This window comes from Pseudomonas sp. zfem004 (assembly GCF_032621715.1).
Taxonomy (GTDB): domain Bacteria; phylum Pseudomonadota; class Gammaproteobacteria; order Pseudomonadales; family Pseudomonadaceae; genus Aquipseudomonas; species Aquipseudomonas sichuanensis.
In genome coordinates this window covers 37954-63668 of the sequence record NZ_JAVYJF010000022.1, presented here as the reverse complement: position 1 = coordinate 63668, position 25715 = coordinate 37954, and the positions used below count along the sequence as shown (strand labels likewise).

20 protein-coding genes are annotated in these 25715 nt (G+C 64.5%); 11 read left to right on the top strand and 9 right to left on the bottom strand.

Annotated features, from left to right (window positions below; all coding sequences use genetic code 11):
- Window positions 1-16: 16 nt before the first annotated feature.
- The gene (arcD, locus tag RTH46_RS21175) at window positions 17-1444 is read right to left on the bottom strand and encodes an arginine-ornithine antiporter (RefSeq protein ID WP_125465307.1); all 1428 of its coding nucleotides are present in this window, start codon (window positions 1442-1444) and stop codon (window positions 17-19) included.
- 437 nt (window positions 1445-1881) lie between these two features.
- Here arcD (RTH46_RS21175) and arcD (RTH46_RS21170) point away from each other — a divergent pair, with 437 nt between their 5' ends.
- The gene (gene arcD, locus RTH46_RS21170) at window positions 1882-3309 is read left to right on the top strand and encodes an arginine-ornithine antiporter (protein ID WP_316906538.1); all 1428 of its coding nucleotides are present in this window, start codon (window positions 1882-1884) and stop codon (window positions 3307-3309) included.
- A gap of 182 nt (window positions 3310-3491) precedes the next feature.
- Here arcD (RTH46_RS21170) and RTH46_RS21165 read toward each other — a convergent pair whose 3' ends face one another.
- The 7 genes from RTH46_RS21165 to gap all read right to left on the bottom strand — a co-directional run bounded on the left by RTH46_RS21165 (window position 3492) and on the right by gap (window position 11655).
- On the bottom strand, window positions 3492-4838 hold the full coding sequence (locus RTH46_RS21165) for a CoA transferase (protein WP_316906537.1): 1347 nt from the start codon (window positions 4836-4838) through the stop codon (window positions 3492-3494).
- A gap of 58 nt (window positions 4839-4896) precedes the next feature.
- Window positions 4897-5310: a YbaN family protein gene (locus RTH46_RS21160; protein ID WP_153786668.1), complete on the bottom strand. Its 414-nt coding sequence runs from the start codon at window positions 5308-5310 to the stop codon at window positions 4897-4899.
- A gap of 49 nt (window positions 5311-5359) precedes the next feature.
- Complete coding sequence (locus RTH46_RS21155; RefSeq protein ID WP_316906536.1) at window positions 5360-5962, bottom strand: biliverdin-producing heme oxygenase; 603 nt, start codon at window positions 5960-5962, stop codon at window positions 5360-5362.
- Between the two features lie 265 nt (window positions 5963-6227).
- Complete coding sequence (locus tag RTH46_RS21150) at window positions 6228-8816, bottom strand: TonB-dependent receptor (protein ID WP_153786666.1); 2589 nt, start codon at window positions 8814-8816, stop codon at window positions 6228-6230.
- A 126-nt stretch (window positions 8817-8942) separates the two neighbouring features.
- Window positions 8943-9905 (bottom strand): FecR family protein, encoded by a 963-nt coding sequence (locus RTH46_RS21145; protein WP_316906535.1) that lies wholly within the window; start codon window positions 9903-9905, stop codon window positions 8943-8945.
- A gap of 91 nt (window positions 9906-9996) precedes the next feature.
- Window positions 9997-10509, bottom strand: coding sequence for an RNA polymerase sigma factor (locus RTH46_RS21140; RefSeq protein ID WP_110993252.1), 513 nt, complete (start codon window positions 10507-10509; stop codon window positions 9997-9999).
- A 144-nt stretch (window positions 10510-10653) separates the two neighbouring features.
- Window positions 10654-11655, bottom strand: coding sequence for a type I glyceraldehyde-3-phosphate dehydrogenase (gap, locus tag RTH46_RS21135; protein ID WP_125860030.1), 1002 nt, complete (start codon window positions 11653-11655; stop codon window positions 10654-10656).
- A 264-nt stretch (window positions 11656-11919) separates the two neighbouring features.
- Between gap and edd the strand changes: the two genes are divergently transcribed.
- The 4 genes from edd to RTH46_RS21115 all read left to right on the top strand — a co-directional run bounded on the left by edd (window position 11920) and on the right by RTH46_RS21115 (window position 16999).
- Window positions 11920-13746, top strand: coding sequence for a phosphogluconate dehydratase (edd, locus tag RTH46_RS21130; RefSeq protein ID WP_316906534.1), 1827 nt, complete (start codon window positions 11920-11922; stop codon window positions 13744-13746).
- Window positions 13743-14699, top strand: coding sequence for a glucokinase (locus RTH46_RS21125; RefSeq protein ID WP_153786663.1), 957 nt, complete (start codon window positions 13743-13745; stop codon window positions 14697-14699). Before edd ends, RTH46_RS21125 begins: the two co-directional genes overlap by 4 nt.
- A 139-nt stretch (window positions 14700-14838) precedes the next feature.
- Window positions 14839-15561: a response regulator gene (locus RTH46_RS21120; protein ID WP_153786670.1), complete on the top strand. Its 723-nt coding sequence runs from the start codon at window positions 14839-14841 to the stop codon at window positions 15559-15561.
- A complete protein-coding gene (locus RTH46_RS21115; protein WP_153786662.1) occupies window positions 15545-16999 on the top strand; it encodes an ATP-binding protein in 1455 nt (484 codons plus the stop codon). Before RTH46_RS21120 ends, RTH46_RS21115 begins: the two co-directional genes overlap by 17 nt.
- A gap of 95 nt (window positions 17000-17094) precedes the next feature.
- Here RTH46_RS21115 and RTH46_RS21110 read toward each other — a convergent pair whose 3' ends face one another.
- Entirely contained in the window at window positions 17095-18423 is a 1329-nt protein-coding gene (locus RTH46_RS21110; protein WP_316906533.1) for a phospholipase D family protein, read from the bottom strand.
- Window positions 18424-18612: 189 nt separating this feature from the next.
- On the opposite strand from RTH46_RS21110, the gene RTH46_RS21105 reads away from it, so the two are divergent.
- From RTH46_RS21105 to RTH46_RS21080, 6 genes are all read left to right on the top strand, one after another.
- On the top strand, window positions 18613-19830 hold the full coding sequence (locus tag RTH46_RS21105; protein ID WP_316906532.1) for an AGE family epimerase/isomerase: 1218 nt from the start codon (window positions 18613-18615) through the stop codon (window positions 19828-19830).
- Between the two features lie 117 nt (window positions 19831-19947).
- Window positions 19948-21234 carry an ABC transporter substrate-binding protein gene (locus RTH46_RS21100; protein ID WP_316906531.1) on the top strand — a complete coding sequence of 429 codons (1287 nt, stop codon included), beginning with the start codon at window positions 19948-19950 and terminating at the stop codon, window positions 21232-21234.
- A gap of 94 nt (window positions 21235-21328) precedes the next feature.
- Window positions 21329-22237, top strand: coding sequence for a sugar ABC transporter permease (locus RTH46_RS21095; protein ID WP_316906530.1), 909 nt, complete (start codon window positions 21329-21331; stop codon window positions 22235-22237).
- The gene (locus tag RTH46_RS21090) at window positions 22230-23075 is read left to right on the top strand and encodes a carbohydrate ABC transporter permease (RefSeq protein WP_316906529.1); all 846 of its coding nucleotides are present in this window, start codon (window positions 22230-22232) and stop codon (window positions 23073-23075) included. Before RTH46_RS21095 ends, RTH46_RS21090 begins: the two co-directional genes overlap by 8 nt.
- 3 nt (window positions 23076-23078) lie before the next feature.
- Window positions 23079-24227 (top strand): ABC transporter ATP-binding protein, encoded by a 1149-nt coding sequence (locus tag RTH46_RS21085; protein WP_153786656.1) that lies wholly within the window; start codon window positions 23079-23081, stop codon window positions 24225-24227.
- 122 nt (window positions 24228-24349) lie between these two features.
- Entirely contained in the window at window positions 24350-25642 is a 1293-nt protein-coding gene (locus RTH46_RS21080; protein WP_316906551.1) for a carbohydrate porin, read from the top strand.
- Window positions 25643-25715: the final 73 nt, after the last annotated feature.

The window sequence follows — 25715 nt, the reverse complement described above, 5'->3', positions numbered from 1 at the left end:
AAGCGAAGACAGGTGTTCAAAGGGTCAGGAAGCCGTCGTACAGGCCGTAGGCCGCCACCAGGGCGCCCACCACCACGGCGGCGAAGATCAGTTTTTCGATGCTGGTGAAGATCGGCTGGCCCACTTCGCGCTTGGCCTTGGCGAACAGGATGGCGCCAGGGGCGTACAGCAGGGCCGAGAGCAGCAGGTACTTCACGCCGCCGGCGTACAGCAGCCAGATCGCGTAGAGCAGGGCGATGCCGCCGATGATCAGGTCTTTCTTGCGTTCGGCCAGGGCCTGCTCGTAGGTCTCGCTGCGCCAGGCCAGCAGGAAGGCGTAAGCCGCCGACCACAGGTAGGGCACCAGGATCATCGAGGTGGCGAGGTAGATCAGCGACAGGTAGGTGCTGTTGGAGAACAGCGTGATCACCAGGAAGATCTGCACCATGGCGTTGGTCAGCCACAGGGCGTTGGCCGGCACCTGGTTGGCGTTCTCGCGGCGCAGGAACTCCGGCATGGTGTGGTCCTTGGCGGCGGCGAACATGATCTCGGCGCACAGCAGCACCCACGACAGCAGCGCCCCCAGCAGCGAGATGATCAGGCCGACGCTGATCAGCACCGCACCCCAGTGGCCGACCACATGTTCAAGCACGGCGGCCATGGACGGGTTCTGCAGCTTGGCCAGTTCCGGCTGGGTCATCACCCCCAGCGACAGCACGTTGACCAGCACCAGGAACAGCAGCACGGTGACGAAACCGATGACCGTGGCCTTGCCCACGTCGGAGCGTTTTTCGGCGCGGGAGGAGAAGATGCTCGCGCCCTCGATGCCGATGAACACCCACACGGTGACCAGCATCATGTTGCGCACCTGATTCATCACGCTGCCCAGCTCCGGCGTACCGACGGCCCAGATGTCAGCGGTGAAGATGTCGAGGCGGAAGGCGAACAGGCAGATCAGCGCGAACAGCGCCAGCGGCACGACCTTGGCCACGGTGGTGACCAGGTTGATGAACGCCGCTTCCTTGATGCCGCGCAGCACCAGAAAGTGCACGGCCCACAGCAGGATCGAGGCACCGATCACCGCCGCCGGCGTATTGCCTTCGCCGAAGATCGGGAAGAAATACCCCAGGGTGCTGAACAGCAGCACGAAGTAGCCGACGTTGCCCAGCCAGGCGCTGATCCAGTAGCCCCAGGCGGACGAAAAACCCATGTAGTCGCCGAAACCGGCCTTGGCATAGGCGTATACACCGCCGTCAAGATCAGGTTTGCGGTTGGCCAGGGTCTGGAACACAAAGGCGAGGGTGAGCATGCCCACCGCGGTGATGGCCCAGCCGATCAGCACGGCCCCTACGCCGGCGCTGGCGGCCATGTTTTGCGGCAGCGAGAAGATCCCGCCACCAATCATCGAGCCGACGACAAGTGCAACAAGCGCACCTAACTTTAGTTTTGCGGGAGAATCAGACATTTAACGACTCCGTACCAGGAGAAAGTTGACTTCAGAATAAATCTGACGCCTGGGTCATTAGCTGATTTAGATCAGTTCATGCCGACATGAACGGTTAAAAAGACCGTTCATGTACCTCCTGGAGGATGCCGACAGCTCTGCTGCAAGCCTTGTGCACTGGCACCTCCGTGTCCATCTAGAGCAAACGCTCCGTTTTGCCTGCGCTATGAAGCTAGCCGTTTCTGGATATTTCGCAAATTTTTCACAAGATTGAGTGGTGGCACTACGCCACGTGCGAAAAAGTCCGTTAAAACCCTGGGTGTCGTGCGCTTTTAGTTAGACAAAGGAGTTATGAGTGAACTAGCTTTAATGTCCTGCATTAATATAAATATGCTGTAACATTTATATGCGTTAGATCGAAATTTCATGCGCCGCACGGGCAAGAGGGGAGAAGCGCCATGAGCGAACCGGGACAGAAGCTGCGCCTAGGCGCCCTGATCGCGCTGGTGGTCGGCTCGATGATTGGCGGCGGGATCTTCTCGCTGCCACAGAACATGGCTGCCCGCGCCGACGTCGGCGCCGTGCTGATCGGCTGGAGCATCACCGCAGTGGGCATGCTGGCGCTGGCTTTCGTGTTCCAGACCCTGGCCAACCGCAAGCCGGAACTGGACTCGGGGGTGTACGCCTACGCCAAGGCCGGCTTCGGCAACTACATGGGCTTTTCGTCCGCCTGGGGCTACTGGATCAGCGCCTGGCTGGGCAACGTCGGCTACTTCGTGTTGTTGTTCAGCACCCTGGGGTTCTATTTCCCGGCTTTCGGTGAAGGCAATACGCCGCTGGCCATCGGTTGCGCTTCGCTGCTGCTGTGGGCGGTGCATTTCCTGGTGCTGCGCGGCATCAAGGAGGCGGCGTTCATCAACCAGGTGACCACCGTGGCCAAGGTGGTGCCGCTGCTGATGTTCATCGTGATTGCCGCGTTCGCTTTCCGTGCCGATATCTTCACCCGCGACATCTGGGGCTTGAGCAACCCCAAGTTCGGCAGCGTGCTGGAACAGGTGCGCAACATGATGCTGGTAACGGTGTTCGTGTTCATCGGTATCGAGGGTGCCAGCGTGTATTCCGGCCGTGCCGAGCGTCGCTCGGACGTGGGCAAGGCCACGGTGGTGGGCTTTCTCGGGGTGCTGGCGCTGCTGGTGCTGGTCAACGTGCTGTCGCTGGGGGTGATGACCCAGCCGGAACTGGCCGGGCTGCAGAACCCGTCGCTGGCCTCGGTGCTGGAACACATCGTCGGGCCGTGGGGCGCGCTGTTGATCAGCATCGGGTTGGCGGTGTCGCTGCTGGGGGCCTTGTTGTCGTGGGCGCTGCTGTGCGCCGAGATCCTGTTCGCCACCGCTCGCGACAAGACCATGCCGCGTTTCCTGGCCCGGGAAAACGCCAACCACGTGCCGGCCAATGCGTTGTGGCTGACCAACGTGATGATCCAGGGTTTCCTGTTGATCACGCTGTTCTCGGCGGGGACCTACACCAGCCTGATCTACCTGGCGTCGTCGATGATCCTGGTGCCGTACTTCTGGTCGGCGGCCTATGCGGTGTTGCTGGCGTTGCGTGGCGACAGCTATCAAGGCCAGCCCAGCGTGCGCCGCAAGGACCTGCTGGTGGCGCTGATAGCCTTGCTGTACGCGGTCTGGCTGCTGTATGCCGGTGGGCTCAAGTATGTGCTGCTGTCAGCGTTGCTGTACGCGCCGGGGGTGATCCTGTTCGCCCGGGCCAGGCACGAGCAGGGGCTGGCGCTGTTCACCCCGTGGGAGAAGCTGATCTTCGCGGGAGTGCTGGCGGGCGCGGGGCTGGCGGCGTATGCGTTGTATTCGGGGCTGTTGAGTTTGTGAACCGCGCATGACGCGTCTTCTGTAGGAGCGGCCTTGCGCCGCGAAAGGGCTGTGCAGGGTGGCACGGGCTTCGCCCGTGTTCGCGGGGCAAGCCCGCTCCCACAGGGATCGCGCTAGCTTTAGCAGTTGAGCAAGACAGTTGCTCCTACACAGAGAATGCGCGTTGAGTGGCAGAAGATGCGTCACCACTGAGCGCTGGCCGAACCCAGTTCACAGCTACCCCGCACCCATCCCATCACCGCCGTACCCACCTGCAGCGGCCCTTTGATCCGCTGCGCCGGCCCCCATGGCGTGTGCTCTATGTGCGGCTCAAGATCCGCCGCCGTCTCCGCCGCCAGCGGCAGGTCTTCTTCCACCGTCCCGCGCTCGACCAGCAGTGCCGCAGTACGCGCCAGCGACAGCCGCGCCTGGCACCCCTGGCCGCCGCGTAAACGCTCGGTCAGCGCGCGGATCGCCTGCGCCGCCATCAGGTAGCCGGTGGCATGGTCCAGCGCCTGCACCGGCAGCGGCACAGGCCGATCCGCTTGCTGCCAGCGCATGCCTTCGTGGGCAATGCCGACGCTCATCTGCACCAGGCTGTCGAAGCCGCGGCGGTCCTGCCAGGGGCCACCCCAGCCATAGGCGTTCAGGCCCACATCGATGAGGCCCGGGTTGAGCTGGCGCCGACGTTCGGCACCCAGGCCCAGCCGTTCGAGCGCATCGGCGCGGTAACCGTGGACCAGGATATCGGCCTCGCCCAGCAGGTGTTCGAACAGCTGACGACCCTTATCTGTTCGCAGATCCAGGCGCGCGCAGCGCTTGCCCAGGGTGACTTCCGCCGCCAGCGAAGGCTCATCCCAGCCGGGTGGGTCCAGGCGCAGTACCTCGGCACCGAAGGCGGCCAGCAAGCGGGTGGCAACGGGGCCGGCGATGATGCGGGTGAGGTCGAGCACCTTCATCCCGGCCAACGGCCTGGCTGTGTTGCCCTGCCAGGCCTGTGCCGGCCCGGTGAAGGCCTGGCGCAGGATCAGCGGTTGCCGGTTGACCGCCTGGCCCTGGGGATGGGCGCACCATTGCGGCCAGCTGCGCATTCGCGCCGCGCAGCCACCGGCTGCGACCACCGCGGCTTCAAGGGTATCGCCCTCCCACTTGGCCACCTCGCGGGCGACGCTGGCGCGTTCGGCATGGGTGCCGAGCACCTGCAAGGCAGCGGCTCGATGGTGCGGGGCATTGGTGTGCAGGCGGATCCAGCCGTCGCGGGTTGGGTAGTCGCCGGCGATGGCGTCCCACAACGGCGGTACTTGCCAGCCATGGGGGCGCAGGCTGGTGGCGAACCAGAATGATGCCAGGCGTCGGTCGACTCGCACTGCCGGGCAGGTGCCGGTCTGGCTTTCGAGCAGGTTGGCCAGGGCCAGGCCGCAGGCGGCAATGCTGGCGGTGGCCAGTTCGCTCACGGCGAAGGTCGAGGGCAGTGCGCCTACCCCTTGCCAGCGCACGGCGGTGGGGGCGAGGCTCAGGGACTGGGCGATGGTGTCGAGCAACGGCTGCATGCAGGGTCCTCCTTGCTGGGCCCTATTGCAGTACATCCGCCTACGCTGTGCAAACCCTTCAGCGTTGCAGTTCGCCGCAACCCGACGTGGTCGGCCGCTCCGGGCGCGACCAGATCCACAGGTTGCCCAGGGTCATGCCGGCGATGGCCAGGTAGACCGGCCAGTGGTGTTCGAGAAAGGTCAGCATCAGCCCTGCGCACAGCAGCATGCTCAGGGTCGCGCTGACCTTGGCGCGACGCTGAATCACCCGGCCATTGCGCCAGTTGTACAGGATCGGCCCGAACAACCGGTGGTTCTCCAGCCAGGCGGACAGCCGCGGCGAACTGCGGGTGGCGGCCCAGGCGGCGAGCAGGATGAATTCGGTGGTGGGCAGGCCGGGGATGACGATGGCAACCAGGCCGATCCCTAGGCTGACATAAGCCAGGATCGCGTAGAGCAGCCGGGACACTTTGGAGCGGGCGAGTCGGGTCATGGTCTCACTACAGCGGTGCGGCCGCCCGCGGGCGGCCGGGTGAAGCGTGTCAGGCCAGCGCGGCGTCGGTGGCGTAGGCATGCTTGAGCAGCTCGGTGAAGCGCTCGAAGGCGGCGACCGCGCCACGTTCGGCGGCGGCGTCTTCCTCGGGCGACAGGGCCTGGCTGTCGAGAATGCGGGTGAACTGCTTCCAGCCTTCGGCGCGGCCGCCTTCTGGCTCGCCCAGGTGACGGGCACCGAAGCTGTCGGACAGATCCAGCGCCACGGCGCGCTTGATCAGGAATGCGGCGCCCAGTTTGGAGCCTTCGGAGACGAAGATCCAGCCCAGTGCTTCACCCAGGCTCGGGTTCTGCAGGGCACCGGCGACGGGCGCCGGCACTTCGGTGTCGAGGTCGGCAAGGTCCAGGCGAGCCTGTTCAGCGCGGCAGCGCGCCGCCAGATCGGGGACGATGGCGATCAATTGCGGGTCGTTGTACAGCGCCTGCAGTTCCGACTGGAACAGGTACTGGGCGACCACGAAGCGGGCGAAACTCTCGCGGCTGTCGAACGGCTTGTGCGACTTGACCAGCGCGTCCAGCTCGGTGTGCGGGGCGTGGGTGACCTGGTTCAGGCGCTGGGAGCGCAGGGCGGCGCGTTCGGAGGAGGTGGACATCGGGGGCATCCTTGGGAAATGGGCTGTCTAGTGACAAGACGAACCAGATGATGCGTGACAGTAAAAAAACTCAGCTGGGAAGTTGAATCATTTACCGGGCTGCGAACTGGGGGAGCGGGCTTGCCCCGCGAAGGTGACACCTCGGTGCCTGGCACGGGCTATGCCCGTGTTCGCGGGTGAACCCGCTCCCACAGTGATCGCGCAGCTGTTCGAATGGCGAGCAAGTCAGTTGCTCGCACAGGCTTGCAAGGTCAAAGCGTTCGAATCAGATATCCCACACCACATTGATGGCGAAGTTGCGCCCCGGCATGGTCAGGCGGTCGAGGTTGGCCGGCTGGGTCACGCTGGCTTCGCCGATCGAGTCGTAGCCGCGTACGTCATCCCATTGCCAGTACTTCTTGTCGGTGAGGTTGTACAGGCCGGCGTTGACGGTGACGTCTTCGCTCACCTTGTAGAAGCCGGTCAGGTCCAGCACGCCGTAGCCGGGGCTGCGGAACTGCTTGCTGGTGCCGTCGGGGGCGAAGAAGGTGGTGTCGTCGACGCGATCCTTCTGCTTGACCAGGGTCCAGCTCAGCAAGCCACCGTAGTTCTGCTGCTCGTAGCCCAGGCCGAGCACGGCGGTGAGCGGGTTGACGCTGTTCAGCGGCTGGCCGTTGTCGTCGTTGCGGCCACGGGCGTAGGCCACCGAACCCTGGGTGTAAAGGCCCTGCGCGGCACCGAAGTGGTCGAGGTTCAGACGGCCCTTGAACTCGGCGCCACGGATGGTGGCGTGCTTGATGTTGTTGGCCTGGAACTTGGCGCCCAGGTTGGACGACAGGATGGCGTCTTCGTTGATGAAGTCGCGGTACTTGTTATAGAACACCGCCACGTCGAAGTTGCCGGCGTCGAAATTGCCGCGCAGGCCAGTCTCGTAGCTCTTGCTCTTTTCCGGCTCCAGGTCAGGGTTGGGCTGCACGCTGTAACCCAGGCCCGGGTTGTCGAAGCGGCCGTACATGGCCTTGGCGGTTGGGGTGCGGAAGCCCTCGGCGTACTGACCGTACCAGGTGTAGTTGTCGTTGAAGGCGTAGGTGACCCCCAGCTTGGGCGATACGCGGTGCCACTTCTTGTCCGAGTCGTCGGCATTGGCGGCACCGGTCACACTGGTGCTCTGTACGCCGCGCAGGAATTCGTCGGTGAATTTGGGCTCCATGCGGGTGTAGTCGTAGCGGGCACCCGGCAGGAAGGTCCAGTTGTTCCAGCGGATCTCGTCCTGGGCGAACAGGCTGTAGGTGTTCACGGTCGGATCGGGGAAGTCGCTGACCGGTACCTGGCCATCGCGGGCGCTGTTCTGGCCGACGGCCGTGCAGGAGCCGCCAACGTTCAGGCAGGTGCCGACGCCCTGGCGGATGCCGCTGATCTTCTCGTGCTTGAGGGTGGTGCCATAGGTCAGCAGGTGCTCGGTGGCGCCAATGCTGAAGGCTTTGTCCAATTGGGCGTCAAGGACCCACTGGCGGTCCTTGTAGGTGGTCTGGCGGTCGCGGAACACCTGGCGGCCGGCGGCGAAGTACAGCTCGTCGGTGCGCTGGTCGGTCTTGGCGATCTGGTAGTTGAGGCTCCACTTCGCGTGGTCGGCGACCAGGCTGTCGAGGCCGAACTCATGATTGATGCCGAAGCGTTCGCGGGTAACGGTATCGTTGCCCTGGCGCATGCGGTACGAGTTGGACGCAGCGAAACCGGGAATGAACGGCCCGCCCACGGAGCTCAGGATGTTCTGGTCGCGATCATCCTTGTAGTGCTCGTAGGTCAGGCCCAGGCGGGCGTCGTCGGCGTAGTTCCAGCCCAGTTTGGCCAGCACGTTGGTGGTGCGCACATCCTCGGGGTTGGCTTCGGTACGGGCCAGGCCGCTGCCGCCGTGCTCGCCGTAGGACTCGGTCTCGTGGCCATTGCGCTGGCTCAGGTGCAGCAGGCCGTCGAAGTCGGCGTGGCGGCCTGCGACGGTGGCGGAAGTCAGCCAGCTCTCGTCGGCGGAGCTGTAGCCGGTCTTCAGGCGCGCGCCGACATCCTTGCCGGGCTTGATGATGTCTTCAGGGTCGAGGGTGAAGTAGCTGACCGCGCCGCCGATGGCGTTGCTGCCGTACAACACCGAGGCCGGGCCGCGCAGGATCTCGACGCGCTTGACGATTTCCGGGTCGACGTAGTTGCGCTGGGTCTGGGCGTAGGGGCCGTAGAAGAAGCTGTCGGGGATCGACACGCCGTCTACCTGGGTAAGGATGCGCTCACCGTCGATGCCGCGGATGTTGTAGCCGTTCAGGCCGCTGCGCTGGCCAACGCCGCCGACCGACACGCCCGGCTCGTAGCGCACCAGGTCCTTGATGTCGTTGACGTTCTGCCGGTCCAGCTGCTCGCGGGTCTGCACGCTGACGGTGCTGGGCACCTGGCTGACCTCCTGGGCGCTACGGGTGGCGCTGACGGTCATCTGTTGCAGGGCGATGGCACTGCCCGCCTGGCGTTCGAGCACCACGTTGGCGTTGTCGATCTTGCGATAGGCCAGGCCGGTGCCGTGCAGCAGGCGTTGCAATGCCGCTTCCGGGGCCAGCGAGCCTTGCACCCCTGGCGAGGCCACGCCTTCGGCCAGCTCGGCGTTGAAGCCGACCTGCCAGCCGGTGACCTGGCTGAACGCATTGATCGCCGAAACCAGCGGCTGCTGGGCAATGGCGAAGCGGTAGTCGCCCATGCGCTGGCTGCTCGCCTGGGCAGGCTCCACGGCCAGGGCCGGCAGGCTACAGGCGCCGCTGGCGAGCAGGGCGAGGGTCAGCAAGGACAGCTGTCCGTGGCGGCGGGAAGGGGTGAACGGGCGGGTTGGACCTGTGGACATCGAAAGCGCTCCCTGTCGCGCGAGGGGTTATAGGCGTGGACTGTTGTCGTTATCGAACGAGAATCAGTTGCATTGGCTATAACGAGACGTGCTGCCTACAGGGGTCGCGTAAAAAAACTTGTTGGCTTAGTTGAGAATCACCACGGCAGGGTATTCATGCAGTTGCGCCGAGGTGATCTGGGCGAGGGCGCGCAGGGTTTGCAGGGGCTGGTCGAGGCGGTAGTTGCCGGTGACCGCGACCTGCTCCAGCTGCGCATTGCGGCTGATGATCCAGCCTGGGTAGTAGCGCTGCACTTCGGCGATGACCTGGCCCAGCGGGCAGTTCTCGAACACCAGGCGGCCTTCGACCCAAGCCAGCTCCTTGTTCAGGTCGACGCGCTGGCGCTGGCCAAAACCCTGGGGGCCGACGCTGATGCTGTCGCCAGCGCTCAGGCGGATGCGCTGGTCGCGGGCCCCCTGCAGATCGACGTCGCCACGCTGCACCCGCAACTGCGCTTCGCCATCCAGGTAGCGCACGGCGAAGTCGGTGTCGCGCACGTTGGCGCGCAGCGGCCCGGCCTGCACTTCCAGCGGCGGCTGGCTGCCGCCGGCGACCTGGAAGTAGGCCTCGCCCTGCAGCAAGCGGGCAACCTGGCGCCCGTCGCGCACATCGCTGGCGAAGGCCGAGTTGGTGTTGAGCAGGATTTTTGCGCCGTCGTCCAGTTGCAGGCGCTGGCGCTCGCCGACCACGGTGAGGTGGTCGGCCTGCAGGCGCACAGGCAGGTTGCCGAAGGTGAACAGCCCAACCAGCAGCACGGCGGCGGTGGCCAGCGGCTTCCAGTGGCTGCGCAGGCGCCCGCCGAGGGAGCGGCGCTGACGTTGCTGCAGTTGCTCGGCGGCCTGGCGCAGCGGCGCACCGTTCCACAGCGCTTCGGCCTCGACGTAGGCTTCGGCGTTTTCCGGCTCGGCGCCCAGCCAGTGCTCGAAGGCCTGGGTGTCCTGGTCATTGGCGCACTGCAGGCGGATCAGCCAGTCCATCGCCTCTTCGCGGGCACGGGCGCGGGCATCAGGCTCGGCAGGTGTCGGGCGAGGGGTGGGCTGATCGGTCACGAAGGATCCTTGCGGGGGCTTTTTTGCGCATGATCGGCGCAGGCCCGGCACATGGCAAGGGCTTTGCGCAGGTGCGCGGCGAGTGGTCGCGTCACTGGTGCCGAGCGGCGACGCCCATGCAGATGGCCATGATCAGTTTCAGTTCCTTCTGCACGGTGCTGGCCGAGACGTTCAGTTGCTCGGCGATTTCCAGATAGCTGGCGCCATGCAGGCGGCTCTGGATGAAGATGCGCTGCTGGCGCTCGGTCAGCTGGCCGAGGCTCGTGCTCAGGTGCTTGAGCAGTTGCTCGGCGTGGGCGGCATCCTCGCTGCTGCCGGCGGGGGCGGCGACGTTGTGCAGCACTTGCTCGGGCACGTCGTCGACCAGGGTGCGTGCCTGCACCCGGCGGGCGCGCAGGTGGTCAAGGGCGAGGTTGCGCGCGGTCTGGAACACGAAGGGTTCAAGGTGCTCGATCGGCCGCTCGCCCAGGGCACGGGTGACCCGCAGGTAGGTTTCCTGCAGCAGGTCCTCGGCGGTGCTGGGGTTGCCGACCATGCGTTGCAAGGTGCGCAGCAGGCTGAGGCGCTGGGTGAGGAAGACTGAATTGAACCGGGATTGACTCACGGGGGGACCTGGCCACTTTGGGGTTAATGATAATGCTTATCATCCATATGGCAGGTCAAGCGTTGAAATGTCACGAACAGGTAAAGATTGCGGTTTACGTGGTGCGCGGTGGGCGGTGAGCGTCCACGCCCACCGCCCATCTACTTACTTGGCGCTGAACAGCGCCAGGCAGTTGTCCAGCATGCGGTTGGAGAACGCCCACTCGTTGTCGTACCAGGCCAGCACCTTGAGCATGCGGCCGTTGGCGCGGGTGTGGTTGGCGTCGAAGATCGACGACAGCGGGTTGTGGTTGAAGTCGCACGACACCAGCGGCAGCGCGTTATAGCCCAGCACCCGCGAATGGCGGCTGGCCTCGAGGAACAGCTGGTTGACCTCTTCGGTGGTGGTTTCACGCTGCAGGTTGACCGTAAGGTCGACCAGCGACACGTTGATCACCGGTACCCTCACGGCCATGCCGGTGAGCTTGCCGGCCAGCTCCGGCAGCACCAGGCCCACCGCCTCGGCGGCGCCGGTCTTGCTCGGGATCATCGACTGGGTGGCCGAGCGCGCCCGGTACGGGTCGGCGTGGCAGACGTCTGTGAGCACCTGGTCGTTGGTGTAGGCGTGGATGGTAGTCATCAGCCCCTGCTCGATGCCGAACTCGCGGTGCAGCACTTGGGCCACTGGGGCCAGGCAGTTGGTGGTGCACGAGGCGTTGGAGATGATCTGGTGCGAGGCGCGCAGCACATCGTGGTTGACCCCGTACACCACGGTGGCGTCGGCGCCCTTGGCCGGTGCGCTGATGATTACCTTGCCGGCGCCGGCGGCCAGGTGCGCGGCGGCCTTGGCGCGCTCGGTGAACAGCCCGGTGCATTCGAACACCACGTCGATGGCCAGGGCTTTCCAGGGCAGCTCGGCGGGGTTGCGGATGGCGCTGACGGCAATACGGTCGCCGTTGACGGTGAGGCTCTCGTGGTCGGCCTCGACCTGTGCATCGAAATGGCCGTGAACGCTGTCGTACTTGAGCAGGTGGGCGTTCATCGCGCTGTCGCCCAGGTCGTTGATGGCGACGACCTGCAGGTCCTGACGGTAGCCGTGCGTGTAGAGTGCGCGCAGGACGTTGCGTCCGATGCGGCCGAATCCGTTGATGGCGATGCGTAGGGTCATGGCGTTACCTCTGGCAGTCGGGTGAAGCCTGTGGCAAAAAGGCAGCTTCACTGAAACGGTTTTGTTATTGGAATTACAAGATTATTCACTGCGTGATAGAAAACAAGCCTTTTTAGTGGCAGTATTTTGTTAAATCTACAACGAGTGGCCGGGCAGGCTGCTCCGCGAATGGGCCAGGTAGCTTTACTGCAAGCCTAGGCCGCAATCGTTTGGAGGGAAAATGCCCGTTGAAGCCGCCCTTACCGTTAGCCTGGAGTCCAGTACATGCATCCGCGCATCCTTGAGGTCACCGCACGGCTGATCGAACGCAGCCGCCCCACCCGTGAACGCTACCTTGAGCTTATCCGCGGCGCGGCCAGTGACGGACCGATGCGCGCCAGCCTGCAATGTGCCAACTTCGCCCATGGCGTGGCCGGCTGCGGTGCCGACGACAAGCAGACCTTGCGCCTGATGAACGCTGCCAACGTGGCCATCGTTTCGTCTTATAACGACATGCTTTCGGCGCACCAGCCGTACCTGCACTTCCCCGAGCAGATCAAGCAGGCCCTGCGCGAGGTCGGCTCGGTCGGCCAGTTCGCCGGTGGCGTGCCGGCCATGTGCGACGGCGTGACCCAAGGCGAGCCGGGCATGGAGCTGGCTATCGCCAGCCGCGAAGTGATCGCCATGTCCACCGCCATCGCCCTGTCCCACAACATGTTCGATGCAGCCCTGATGCTGGGTATCTGCGACAAGATCGTCCCCGGGCTGATGATGGGGGCGCTGCGCTTCGGCCACCTGCCGACCGTTTTCGTCCCCGGCGGGCCGATGGTCTCGGGCATCTCCAACAAGCAGAAGGCCGACGTGCGCCAGCGCTACGCCGAGGGCAAGGCCACGCGCGAAGAGCTGCTCGAATCGGAAATGAACAGCTACCACGGCCCAGGCACCTGCACCTTCTACGGCACCGCCAACACCAACCAGCTGGTGATGGAGGTGATGGGCATGCACCTGCCGGGCGCCTCGTTCGTCAACCCCTACACGCCGCTGCGCGATGCCCTCACCGCCGAGGCCGCGCGCCAGGTCACGCGCATGACCAAGGCCAGCGGCAGCTTCATGCCGATCGGCGAAATCGTCGATGAGAAGGCGCTGGTCAACTCGATCGTTGCGCTGCACGCCACCGGCGGTTCGACCAACCACACCCTGCACATCCCGGCCATCGCCCAGGCCGCCGGCATCCAGCTGACCTGGCAGGACATGGCCGACCTGTCCGAGGTGGTGCCGACCCTGTCCCACGTGTACCCGAACGGCAAAGCCGACATCAACCACTTCCAGGCCGCCGGCGGCATGGCCTTCCTCATCCGCGAGCTGCTCGATGCCGGGCTGCTGCACGAGGACGTCAACACCGTGGCCGGCCCGGGGCTGCGCCGCTACACCCAGGAGCCGTTCCTCGACAACGGCCAGTTGGTCTGGCGCGAAGGCCCGCAACAGAGCCTCGACGAGAGCATCCTGCGCCCGGTGGCGCGGCCGTTCTCCGCCGAGGGCGGCCTGCGGGTAATGGAAGGCAACCTGGGGCGTGGCGTGATGAAGGTCTCCGCCGTGGCCCCTGAACACCAGGTGGTGGAGGCCCCGGCGCGGGTGTTCCACGACCAGCAGTCGCTGGCCGATGCGTTCAAGGCCGGTGAGCTGGAGCGCGACTTCGTGGCCGTGGTGCGCTTCCAGGGCCCGCGCTGCAACGGCATGCCCGAGCTGCACAAGCTGACGCCGTTCCTCGGCGTACTGCAGGACCGTGGCTTCAAGGTGGCGCTGGTCACCGACGGGCGCATGTCCGGCGCCTCGGGCAAGATCCCGGCGGCCATCCATGTATGCCCGGAGGCCTTCGACGGTGGCCCGCTGGCGCGGGTGCGCGATGGTGATATCGTGCGCGTCGATGGTGTCGAAGGGACGTTGCGGATCATGGTCTCGGCCGAGGAACTGGCCAGCCGCGAGCTGCCCGAGCCGCCCAAGGGCAATGACCTGGGCTGCGGTCGCGAGCTGTTCGGCTTCATGCGTGTGGCGTTCAGCTCGGCAGAGAAGGGCGCCAGTGCCTTCACCTCTGGCCTGGAGAATCTCAAGTGAAAGAACTGCTGGTTGGCGACATTGGTGGTACCAACGCACGTTTTGCCCTGTGGCGCGACAACCAGTTGCACGCGGTCCAGGTGCTCGCGACCGCTGACTACACCAGCCCCGAACAGGCGATCGAGGCGTACCTGGGCGAACAGGGCATCGCCCGTGGCGGACTGGAGGCGGTGTGCCTGTCGGTTGCCGGGCCGGTGGATGGCGATGAATTTCGCTTTACTAACAATCACTGGCGGCTGAGCCGCCGGGCGTTCTGCCAGACCCTGCAGGTCGAGCGGCTGCAATTGATCAACGACTTTTCCGCCATGGCGCTGGGCATGACCCGTTTGCGCGAAGGTGAATATCGAGAAGTCTGCGCGGGCCAGGCCGACCCCTCGCGCCCAGTGCTGGTGATTGGCCCTGGCACCGGGCTTGGCGTTGGTAGCCTGGTGCGGCATGGCGAGCAGTGGCTGGCGTTGCCGGGCGAGGGTGGGCATGTCGACCTGCCGGTGGGTAATGCCCGCGAAGCAGCGATTCACCAGGAGATTCAGCGGCAGATCGGCCATGTCAGTGCCGAGACGGTGCTCAGCGGGGGCGGGCTGGTGCGTTTGTACCAGGCGCTCTGCGCGCTCGATGGCGACACGCCCAGGCACAAGACCCCCGCGCAGATCACCGATGCGGCACTGGCCAACGAGCCACGGGCGCTGGCGGTGGTCGAGCAGTTCTGCCGGTTTCTCGGTCGGGTGGCGGGCAACAATGTGCTCACCTTGGGCGCGCGCGGCGGGGTCTATATCGTCGGCGGGGTGATTCCGCGTTTTGCCGAGCTGTTCCTGCGCAGTGGTTTTGCCGCAAGTTTTGCCGACAAGGGTTGCATGAGCGGGTATTTTGCCGGGGTGCCGGTGTGGCTGGTGACTGCGGAGTTTTCCGGGTTGCTGGGGGCGGGGGTGGCCTTGCAGCAAGAGCTGGGTAGCTGAAGCACAAGGCGATTGCTGTGGGAGCGGGTTTACCCGCGAATGCGGCGGCTGCCTTACCGACGCTTTCGCGGGTGAACCCGCTCCCACAGGATCCGTAAAGCAGGCAGAAGATCTGCGCATAACAAGAGGACGGACCATGATGACCACTGCCGGCAAATCGATCCTGATGGTCGACGACGACCAGGATATCCGCGAACTGCTGCAAACCTACCTCAGCCGCGCCGGCTTCCAGGTGCAGGCCGAGCCCGACGGTCAGTCCTTCCGCCGGGCACTGGACGCCAACCCCTGCGATCTGGTGATCCTCGACGTGATGCTGCCCGACGAAGACGGCTTCAGCCTGTGCCGCTGGGTACGCCAGCACCCCAGGCTGTCGCGGGTACCGATCATCATGCTCACCGCCAGCTCCGACGAGGCCGACCGGGTCATCGGCCTGGAGCTTGGCGCCGACGACTATCTGGGCAAACCCTTCAGCCCGCGTGAGCTGCAGGCGCGGATCAAGGCCCTGCTGCGCCGCGCCGACTTCGGCCAGGCCGCACCGGTCAGCGCCGTGCTGGCGTTCGACGACTGGCGCCTGGACACGGTCAGCCACCGGCTGTTCCACCGCGATGGCGAGGAGGTGATCCTCTCCGGCGCCGACTTCGCCCTGCTCAAGCTGTTCCTCGACCACCCCCAGCAGATCCTCGACCGCGACACCATCGGCAATGCCACCCGCGGGCGCGAGCCGATGCCCCTGGACCGCATCGTCGACATGGGCGTCAGCCGCTTGCGCCAGCGCCTGCGTGACACCGAAAAACCACCCCGGCTGATCCGCACCGTGCGTGGCAGCGGCTACTTGCTGGCGGCCCATGTCAGCCCGGCCTAGCGAGCGGCGCTGGCGCCTGCTGCCACGCTCCTTGCTGGGGCGCATGTTGCTGCTCACCCTGCTGGTGGTGGTACTGGCCCAGGGGCTTTCCAGCGTGATCTGGGTCGCCCAGCTGCGCGCAAGCCAGCTGCAGGGCCTGCGGGCCAGCGCCAGCAGCCTGGCTCACTCGATGAGCGCCAGTGTCAGCTACTTCCGTTCGCTGCCGGTGGCCTACCGGCCGATGGTGCTCGACCAGTTGCGCAGCATGGGCGGTACGCGCTTCTTTGTGTCGCTCAACGTCAAGCCGCTGGACATGCCGGTGCTGCCCGTCACCCCACGCAAGCAGGCGGTGATCGAGGTATTCCAGCAGGTGCTGCACGAACGCCTCGGGCAGCAGATGGACATCTCGGTGGAGTTCGTCAGCCCCGACGACCTGCGCATCTTCAACAGTGGCCTGAAGCTCGATGAGTTGCCGCGTTCGTGGGCGCATTACTCGCTGACCCTCGAACCGCTCAACCCGCCGGTGCTGGTCACCCAGATCCGCCTGGGCGAGGGCGAGTGGCTGTATATCGCCTCGTTGCTGCCCGAGCCCTACACCAGCCTCGAAGCCGAACGCCTGCCACGCCAGCAGATCGGTTTCATCGCCCTGACCACCGTCCTGTTGCTGCTGTTCATCGGCTTGCTGGTGCATTGGCAGAGCCGGCCGCTCAAGCGCCTGGCGCGGGCGGCCCGGGAGCTGTCGCTGGGCGCCGAGGTGGCACCGGTGGCCGAGGGCGGCGGCAGTGAAGTGGTGGAAGTGGGGCGGGCCTTCAACAACATGCGCGAGCGCATCAGCCGCTATCTGACCGAACGCTCGCAATTGTTCAGCGCCATCTCCCATGACCTGCGCACACCGATCACCCGCCTGCGGCTGCGGGTCGAGCTGCTGGAAGACGAGGCCTTGCAGGCCAAGTTCAGCCGTGACCTCGATGAGCTGGAGCTGCTGGTCAAGGGCGCGCTGCAATGCGTGAAGGACACCGACATTCACGAGAACATCGAGCCGATCGACCTCAACCAGGTGCTGGAGCTGCTGGCCGAGCCCTACCTGCGCGACGGCCGCATCACCCTCGAAGGCCGGGCGCTGGCGCCGTATCCGGGCAAGTCGCTGGCCCTGCGCCGCTGCATCGGCAACCTGATCGACAACGCCATCAAGTACGGCGAACGGGCGCAACTGCGCATCATCGACAGTGCCGAGAGCTTTGTGCTGCAGGTCGACGATCAGGGGCCGGGGGTGCCGGAGCAGCGTTTGGAGCAGGTGTTCGAGCCGCACTTCCGATTGGCCGGACAGCAGCAGGGATATGGGCTGGGGCTGGGGATTGCGCGCAATATCGCCCATAGCCATGGCGGTGAGGTGAGTTTGCTGAACCTGCGTGAGGGTGGCTTGCGGGTGACGCTGTATTTACCGCGCAGTATGGATTGAGGTGGGCAGGTGCTGTCGAGCGGCAAGCACCAACCTTGCCGGCTCAAGAGGCGGCAAGGCTGGTGCTTAAGGGCGGTGCTTGTAGTTCTTGGGGCTCAAATTGTGCGCCAATATTCCGAGTTCACTTGATAAAGGTTGGCGTGTGCGGCCTCAAGTTCCGCCCGAGTAAACAGAGGCTTGTACCTTTCTTCGACCATGGTGTGTTCCAGGCTCAGTTCCAGCGCATTCTCCTTTGCCAAGGACTTGAGGCCTTCACGCAATTCGTCGCGCGTCGTCTCCCTGGCGCGGGAAGGCTTGATCAGGCGTCTGGCTACCTCGACGGCATTGGCTTCGGCAAGCAGCGTCAGGATCAAAGCACTGATCCATCCGTTCGAATGCGCAATTTCCATGTTACGGCGCACCAGGGCATCGAATTCTTGCCGAATGCTGTCCAGGTCGGTGGCTTCGGGGGCTGGATGTGTTTCGGGCTTGCGCATTTGCCGTTCGACCTCAGCCAGAAAGGCGGGCATCAGAGGCAGCGTCGGTGCGATGCGCCACGGGTCTTTAAGCCAGAGGAACTTGACGAAGCGTTTGAGCCTCAATGTGGCGTGCACGGCGGCTACAACTATTGGAGTAAGTTCGAACGGAGGTGAAATAGCAGATCTTGTTTTCAGCTCGATGGCCAGTTTGCTGTATTCCGTGTCCTTTACACCATGTTCAATTATTTCGTCGATGTGGACCCAGTAAGGTTCAGTTTCGTCACGAGGGTAGCCGTTGTCATCCGCATGCCAACATAGGACCCACTTGCCTCGTTCGATATCATCTCGCGGCATGAAGCACACTGAATCTCTGATAATCGAGCTGTCCACAACCTCCTCGTTGTATTCGCACTCACCGGTAACGCCACAAATGTAGATATTTTCGGCGAAGGGCAGGAATGCAGTCAGACTTTGATCTTGCCCATCGTTCCTGATGATGTCGGCTCTGATGGCGCGCCCCCACAATTGGTAAAGCGCCGTGAGCCTCGAGGCCTTTTCTTCAACGCTGGGGTAGTTCTCATGTGCTTTGGCCAGGTAGGAATCAAAAAGCTGGCGAAGCTCTTCGATTGCCTTGTCTTCCTGCACAAGGTAACCGGCTTCCTCAAGCCCTTCTGCGCTAAGCCCGTTGGCAGTGAGGTTGAAGCTGCCCAAGGCTGCTGCGCCTTTGCCCAGATACAGTTTGGTGTGGAGGTTGTCGAGGAAGTGCACCCGTTCCCAACCAAGCTGGCTGACCAGTGCAGAAATTGCGAAGGGATTGGAGCCGATGGTTGGCGACAGGATGATTTCCTGCAGGTGATCGGTTGAGAGGTAGTCGCGCCAGTCTTTGCCTGCATAGGCAACCGCCACTTGCCGAGGCGCGATCTCGCGCAGCGCTTGTTTGATCCCACTTCCGTGCAGCAGTTTCATTCACATGTCCTGTGTAAGTATCAACGTTGATTGCATAGTGCCATCCTCCCATGCTGGCGTCATCCGGGTGAGCCGTTCTCAAAGGGGCCGAAGGGAATGTCTCGGACTGGTGACAATTGCACCGGCCTTTGTGACATGCCACCCAGGACGGCTGGCTAGAATCGGCTGACAACTACAAGGAAGACGCCAATGACCCGCAGCTGGCTCGATTCCCCCGCACACCACGCCTGGCTTACCACCGAAGCCTTGCGCCTGCTCGATTTCGCCAGGGCCGCACGCCTGCCCCAGGGCTTCGGCAACCTCGATGACGATGGCCGCCTGCCCCGTTGCGCCCTGGCCGAGACCATGAACACCGCACGCATGACCCACAGCTTCGCCCTGGCACATATCCAGGGTGTCCCGGGTTGCCGCGAACTGGTCGAGCATGGCGTCGCCGCCCTGCAAGGCCCGCTGCGCGACCAGGAGCATGATGGCTGGTATGCACAGCCCGAAGGCCACGGCGACACCGGCAAGGCCGCCTACCTGCACGCCTTCGTCGCCCTGGCCGCCAGTTCGGCGGTGGTGGCGGGCGTCAGCCAGGCCCAGGCACTGCTGGACGCTGTGGTCCAGGTCATCGAGCAGCGCTTTTGGTGCGAGGAGGAGGGCGCCCTGCGCGAGTCGTTCTCCCGCGACTGGCAGCAGGCAGAAGCCTACCGCGGCGCCAACAGCAACATGCATGGCGTCGAGGCGTTTCTCGCCCTGGCCGACGTGACCGGCAACACGCTGTGGCTGCACCGCGCCCTGCGCATGGTCGAGCGCTTGATCCTTGCCCAGGCTGCCAGCGACGGTTTGCGTGTCACCGAGCATTTCGACGGGCACTGGCAGGCACTGCCCGACTACAACCGCGACAACCCCGCCGACGGCTTCCGTCCCTACGGCACCACGCCTGGGCATGCCTTCGAGTGGGCACGGCTGGTGCTGCACCTGGAGGCGGCCCTGCAACGGGCGCAACTGCCTGCGCCCGAGTCCTTGTTGCCGGCCGCCAGGGGGCTGTTCGACAGTGCCTGCCGCGATGCCTGGCACGCCGACGGCGCGCCGGGCCTGGTCTACACCCTGGACTGGCGCGACCGCCCGCTGGTGCGCGAGCGCCTGCACTGGGTGCATGCCGAGGCCTGCGCCACCGCTGCCGCCTTGCTGCGGCGCACTGGCGAGCCGCGCTACGAGCAGTGGTACCGCTGCTTCTGGGACTTCATCGCCACGCATTTCATCGACCGCGTACACGGCAGCTGGCACCACGAACTGGACCCGACCAACCAGCCCAGCGCGCGCATCTGGGGCGGCAAGCCTGATCTCTACCACGCCTTGCAGGCACTGCTGCTGCCGCGCTTGCCTCTGGCGCCGAGCCTGGCCACTGCGCTGGCTTTGTAACCAAACGCTGACATTCGCGCATCCGTTCGTTACCTGGCGCCGGGTGCGAGGTCCTTACACTCACTGCAAAGCAAGCGACAGTCTTGCCACGCATAACAACAAGAAAGGTATTCCCCCATGCATTCGACGCTTCGTCTCGCCGCCGCGATCTCGTTCGCTTCCCTGTACACCCTCAGTGCCCATGCCGCCGATACCAAAGGCAGCGTGGAAGTTGTCCATTGGTGGACTTCCGGCGGTGAAAAAGCCGCCGTGGATGTGCTCAAGGCCCAGGTTGAAAAAGACGGTTTCACCTGGAAGGACGGTGCGGTTGCCGGTGGCGGCGGTGCCACCGCCATGACCGTGCTCAAGAGCCGCGCAGTGGCCGGCAACCCGCCGGGCGTGGCGCAGATCAAGGGGCCGGATATCCAGGATTGGGCGTCCACGGGATTGCTCGATGCCGATGTATTGAAAGACGTTGCCAAGCAAGAGAAGTGGGACAGCCTGCTCGACAAGAAAGTCGCCGACACCGTGAAGTACGATGGTGACTACGTGGCCGTGCCGGTGAACATCCACCGCATCAACTGGCTGTGGATCAACCCCGAGGTGTTCAAGAAGGCCGGGATCGACAAGGCGCCGACCACCCTCGATGAGTTCTACGCAGCCGGCGACAAGCTCAAGTCCGCCGGTTTCATTCCGCTTGCCCACGGTGGCCAGCCCTGGCAGGACAGCACCGTGTTCGAAAGCGTGGTGCTCTCGGTGATGGGCGTGGAAGGCTACAAGAAGGCCCTGGTCGACCTCGATGAAAAAGCCCTGACCGGCCCCGAGATGGTCAAGGCGCTGACCGAACTGAAGAAGGTCGCCACCTACATGGACCCCGACGGCAAGGGCCAGGACTGGAACCTGGAAGCCGCCAAGGTGATCAACGGCAAGGCCGGCATGCAGATCATGGGGGACTGGGCCAAGAGCGAGTGGACCCTGGCCAAGAAAACCGCCGGCAAGGACTACCAGTGCGTGGCGTTCCCCGGCACCGACAAGGCCTTCCTCTACAACATCGACTCGCTGGTGGTGTTCAAGCAGAAGGACGCCGGCACTGCAGCGGGCCAGCAGGACATCGCCCGCAAGGTGCTGGGCGAGGACTTCCAGAAGGTATTCAGCACCAACAAGGGCTCTATCCCGGTGCGTAACGACATGCTCGCCGACATGGGCAAGTACGGCTTCGACGCCTGCGCCCAGACCTCCGCCAAGGACTTCCTGGCCGACGCCAAGAGCGGCGGCCTGCAGCCGAGCATGGCGCACAACATGGCCACCACGCTGGCCGTGCAGGGGGCGTTCTTCGATGTGGTGACCAACTACATCAATGACCCCAAGGCTGACCCGGCGGATGCGGCGAAGAAGCTGGCCGCAGCAGTCAACGCCGCCAAGTAACCCTGATCGCGGGGCAAGCCCGCTCCCACAGTGAACTCACTGCCTGCGTGGGAGCGGGCTTGCCCCGCGATGCGGCACATCGGGAAACCAGATCATGACTACAGCAACCGCCCGCCTGCGGGCCTCACCCCTGGACGCGCTTCAGCGCTGGCTGCCAAAGCTGGTGCTGGCGCCGAGCATGTTCATCATCCTGGTGGGGTTCTACGGCTACATCCTGTGGACCTTCGTCCTCTCGTTCACCACCTCGACCTTTTTGCCCACCTACAAATGGGCCGGGCTTGCGCAATACGCGCGGCTGTTCGACAACGACCGCTGGTGGGTGGCGAGCAAGAACCTGCTGCTGTTCGGCGGTTTGTTCATCGCCATCACCCTGGCCATCGGCGTGTTGCTTGCCGTGCTGCTGGACCAGCGCATCCGCCGCGAGGGCTTCATCCGCACGATCTACCTGTACCCCATGGCGCTGTCGATGATCGTCACCGGCACCGCCTGGAAGTGGCTGCTCAACCCCGGCATGGGCCTGGACAAGCTGCTGCGCGACTGGGGTTGGGAGGGCTTTCGCCTGGACTGGCTGATCGACCCGGATCGGGTGGTCTACTGCCTGGTGATCGCCGCGGTGTGGCAGGCCTCGGGCTTCATCATGGCGATGTTCCTCGCCGGCCTGCGTGGGGTCGATCAGTCGATCATCCGCGCCGCGCAACTGGATGGCGCCAGCCTGCCGCGCATCTACTGGACCGTGGTGCTGCCCAGCCTGCGCCCGGTGTTCTTCAGTTCGCTGATGATCCTGGCGCACATCGCCATCAAGAGCTTCGACCTGGTCGCGGCCATGACCGCCGGCGGCCCCGGCTACTCCTCCGACCTGCCGGCGATGTTCATGTACGCCTTCACCTTCAGCCGCGGGCAGATGGGCATGGGCTCGGCCAGTGCGATCCTGATGCTCGGCGCCATCCTGGCGATCATCGTCCCCTATCTGTACTCGGAGCTGCGGGGTAAACGCCATGACTAGCCGCCTCGACAAACCCGCATTGAGCTTCAGCCGCATCGCCATCCACGCCGTGCTGCTGCTTGCCGTGCTGCTGTACCTGGTGCCGCTGGTGGTGATGCTGTTGACCAGCTTCAAGACCCCCGAAGACATCAGCACCGGCAACCTGCTGAGCTGGCCGGCGGTGTTCACCGGCATCGGCTGGGCCAAGGCCTGGGCCACGGTCAACGGCTACTTCGTCAACTCGGTGCTGATCACCGTGCCGGCGGTGCTGATCTCCACCACCATCGGCGCGCTCAACGGCTACGTGCTGTCGATGTGGCGCTTCCGTGGCTCGCAGCTGTTCTTCGGCTTGCTGCTGTTTGGCTGCTTCCTGCCGTTCCAGACCGTGCTGCTGCCGGCCTCGTTCACCCTCGGCAAGCTCGGCCTGGCCAGCACCACCAGTGGCCTGGTGCTGGTGCACGTGGTGTACGGGCTGGCCTTCACCACGCTGTTCTTTCGCAACTACTACGTGAGCATCCCCGATGCACTGGTCAAGGCTGCGCGCCTGGATGGCGCCGGGTTCTTCACCATCTTCGGGCGGATCATTCTGCCGATGTCGACGCCGATCATCATGGTCTGCCTGATCTGGCAGTTCACCCAGATCTGGAACGACTTCCTGTTCGGCGTGGTGTTCTCCAGCGGCGACTCGCAGCCGATCACCGTGGCCCTCAACAACCTGGTCAACACCAGCACCGGGGCCAAGGAATACAACGTCGACATGGCCGCGGCGATGATCGCCGGGCTGCCGACGCTGCTGGTCTACGTGATTGCGGGCAAGTATTTCGTGCGCGGGCTGACCGCCGGCGCGGTAAAGGGGTAAGTCATGGCAACGCTCGAACTTCGCAACGTGAACAAGACCTACGGCACCGGTTTGCCGGACACGCTCAAGGACATCCAGCTGGCGATCAAGGACGGCGAGTTCCTGATCCTGGTCGGCCCCTCGGGCTGCGGCAAGTCCACTTTGATGAACTGCATCGCCGGCCTTGAGAACATCAGTGGCGGTGCGATCCTGATCGACGATGAAGACGTCAGCGGCATGAGCCCGAAGGATCGCGACATCGCCATGGTGTTCCAGTCCTATGCGCTGTACCCGACCATGAACGTGCGCGACAACATCGCGTTCGGCCTGAAGATCCGCAAGCTGCCCCAGGCAGCCATCGACGAGGAAGTGGCGCGGGTCGCCAAGCTGCTGCAGATCGAGCACCTGCTGGGCCGCAAGCCCGGCCAGCTGTCCGGCGGCCAGCAGCAGCGCGTGGCCATGGGCCGGGCCCTGGCGCGGCGGCCGAAGATCTACCTGTTCGACGAGCCGCTGTCGAACCTCGACGCCAAGCTGCGGGTAGAGATGCGCACCGAGATCAAGTTGATGCATCAGCGCCTGAAGACCACCACGGTGTACGTCACCCACGACCAGATCGAGGCCATGACCCTGGGCGACAAGGTGGCGGTGATGAAGGACGGCCTGATCCAGCAGTTCGGCACGCCGCAGCAGATCTACAACGATCCGGCCAACCTGTTCGTCGCCAGCTTCATCGGTTCGCCGCCGATGAACTTCATCCCGGTGCGCCTGACCCGCCAGGACGGCCGGGTGCTGGCGCTGCTCGACAGCGGCCAGGCGCGCTGCGAACTGCCGCTGGGGGTGGATGCCGATGCGCTGGACGGGCGCGAGGTGATCCTGGGTGTGCGCCCGGAGCAGATTTCGCTGGGGGGCACGGAGGGTAACGGCCTGCCGGGTATCCGCGCCGAAGTGCAGGTGACCGAGCCCACCGGGCCGGACCTGCTGGTGTTCGTCACCCTCAACCAGACCAAGGTCTGCTGCCGCCTGGCGCCGGATGTGGCGTGTCGGGTGGGCGACAGCCTGAACCTGCAGTTCGACCCGGCGCGGGTGCTGCTGTTCGATGCTGCCAGTGGTGAGCGGCTGGACTTGGCCGCTACCGCGGTGAAAGACAACGTGGCCCGCTTCAAGGGGCGTTGATGTGGGAGCGGGCTGCAAGGGCTCGACCGTTAAACCGTTCTGTTAATAACAAGAAAAGAGGACGCAAAGGGATGGAACAGCGCAATCGCATCAGGACATTGGGCTCGCTGGCACTGCTGGCCATGGTCGGCAGCAGCGGGGCCCAGGCTGCCGAGGCTTTCTCGTCGGAATCGAAATGGATGACCGGCGACTGGGGCGGCACCCGCACCGAGCTGCTGGACAAGGGCTACGACTTCACCCTCGATTACGTCGGCGAGGTGGCCGGCAACCTGCACGGTGGCTACAACGACGACAAGACCGCGCGCTACAGCGACCAGTTCGCCCTCGGCGCGCACCTGGACCTGGAGAAGATCTTCGGCTGGCACGATGCCGAGTTCAAGCTGGCGATCACCGAACGCAGTGGCCGCAACCTGTCCAACGACCGCATCAGCGACCCGCGCGCCGGGCAGTTCAGCTCGGTGCAGGAAGTCTGGGGGCGCGGCCAGACCTGGCGGCTGACGCAGATGTGGGTCAAGCAGAAGTACTTCGACGGCGCGCTGGATGTGAAAGTCGGCCGCTTCGGCGAAGGCGAGGACTTCAACAGCTTCCCCTGCGACTTCCAGAACCTGGCGTTCTGCGGCTCGCAGGTGGGCAACTGGGTGGGTGGCATCTGGTACAACTGGCCGGTCAGCCAGTGGGCCCTGCGGGTGAAATACAACATCACCCCGGAATTCTTCGTCCAGGTCGGTGCCTATGAGCAGAACCCTTCGAACCTGGAGACCGGCAACGGCTTCAAGCTCAGCGGCAGCGGCACCAAGGGCGCGATCCTGCCGGTGGAAGCGGTGTGGTCGCCCAAGGTCAACGGCCTGCCGGGCGAGTACCGCCTGGGCTACTACTACAGCACCGCCAAGGCCGACGATGTGTATGACGACATCAACGGCAACCCGCAGGCCTTGACCGGGCAGGACTTCAAGTCGCACTCCAGCAAGCATGGCTGGTGGGTGGTGGCGCAGCAGCAGGTGACTGCCCACGCCAGCGATGCCAGCCGTGGCCTGAGCCTGTTCGCCAACTTCACCGTGCACGACAAGGCCACCAACGTGGTCGACAACTACCAGCAGGTCGGCCTGGTCTACAAAGGCGCCTTTGACGCCCGGCCCAAGGACGATATCGGTTTCGGCGTGGCGCGTATCCATGTCAACGACGACGTGAAGAAGCGTGCCGAGCTGCTCAACGCCCAGTCCGGCATTATCGATTACGACAATCCAGGCTTCGTGCCGCTGCAACGCACCGAGTACAACGCCGAGCTCTACTACGGCTTCCACGTCACCAATTGGCTGACCGTGCGGCCGAACCTGCAGTACATCAAGAGCCCGGGTGCGGTGGACGAGGTGGACAACGCGCTGGTCGCAGGGTTGAAGATTCAGTCGTCATTCTGAGACGAATTGTTGTAAATTTACGCCATCCATTTTCGGCCTTCCGCTAACCACTGGTCTGCAGTGGTTAGCGGGT

What these genes read in the sequence shown, in the direction of transcription:
- arcD (WP_316906538.1), top strand. Translation starts at nt 1,882, where the DNA reads ATGAGCGAACCGGGACAGAAGCTGCGCCTAGGCGCCCTGATCGCGCTG.
- RTH46_RS21155 (WP_316906536.1), bottom strand. Translation starts at nt 5,962, where the DNA reads ATGTCCACCTCCTCCGAACGCGCCGCCCTGCGCTCCCAGCGCCTGAAC.
- RTH46_RS21085 (WP_153786656.1), top strand. Translation starts at nt 23,079, where the DNA reads ATGGCAACGCTCGAACTTCGCAACGTGAACAAGACCTACGGCACCGGT.
- RTH46_RS21150 (WP_153786666.1), bottom strand. Translation starts at nt 8,816, where the DNA reads ATGTCCACAGGTCCAACCCGCCCGTTCACCCCTTCCCGCCGCCACGGA.
- RTH46_RS21115 (WP_153786662.1), top strand. Translation starts at nt 15,545, where the DNA reads ATGTCAGCCCGGCCTAGCGAGCGGCGCTGGCGCCTGCTGCCACGCTCC.
- arcD (WP_125465307.1), bottom strand. Translation starts at nt 1,444, where the DNA reads ATGTCTGATTCTCCCGCAAAACTAAAGTTAGGTGCGCTTGTTGCACTT.
- gap (WP_125860030.1), bottom strand. Translation starts at nt 11,655, where the DNA reads ATGACCCTACGCATCGCCATCAACGGATTCGGCCGCATCGGACGCAAC.
- RTH46_RS21165 (WP_316906537.1), bottom strand. Translation starts at nt 4,838, where the DNA reads ATGCAGCCGTTGCTCGACACCATCGCCCAGTCCCTGAGCCTCGCCCCC.
- RTH46_RS21095 (WP_316906530.1), top strand. Translation starts at nt 21,329, where the DNA reads ATGACTACAGCAACCGCCCGCCTGCGGGCCTCACCCCTGGACGCGCTT.
- RTH46_RS21160 (WP_153786668.1), bottom strand. Translation starts at nt 5,310, where the DNA reads ATGACCCGACTCGCCCGCTCCAAAGTGTCCCGGCTGCTCTACGCGATC.
- RTH46_RS21110 (WP_316906533.1), bottom strand. Translation starts at nt 18,423, where the DNA reads ATGAAACTGCTGCACGGAAGTGGGATCAAACAAGCGCTGCGCGAGATC.
- RTH46_RS21100 (WP_316906531.1), top strand. Translation starts at nt 19,948, where the DNA reads ATGCATTCGACGCTTCGTCTCGCCGCCGCGATCTCGTTCGCTTCCCTG.
- RTH46_RS21105 (WP_316906532.1), top strand. Translation starts at nt 18,613, where the DNA reads ATGACCCGCAGCTGGCTCGATTCCCCCGCACACCACGCCTGGCTTACC.
- RTH46_RS21080 (WP_316906551.1), top strand. Translation starts at nt 24,350, where the DNA reads ATGGTCGGCAGCAGCGGGGCCCAGGCTGCCGAGGCTTTCTCGTCGGAA.
- RTH46_RS21090 (WP_316906529.1), top strand. Translation starts at nt 22,230, where the DNA reads ATGACTAGCCGCCTCGACAAACCCGCATTGAGCTTCAGCCGCATCGCC.
- edd (WP_316906534.1), top strand. Translation starts at nt 11,920, where the DNA reads ATGCATCCGCGCATCCTTGAGGTCACCGCACGGCTGATCGAACGCAGC.
- RTH46_RS21120 (WP_153786670.1), top strand. Translation starts at nt 14,839, where the DNA reads ATGACCACTGCCGGCAAATCGATCCTGATGGTCGACGACGACCAGGAT.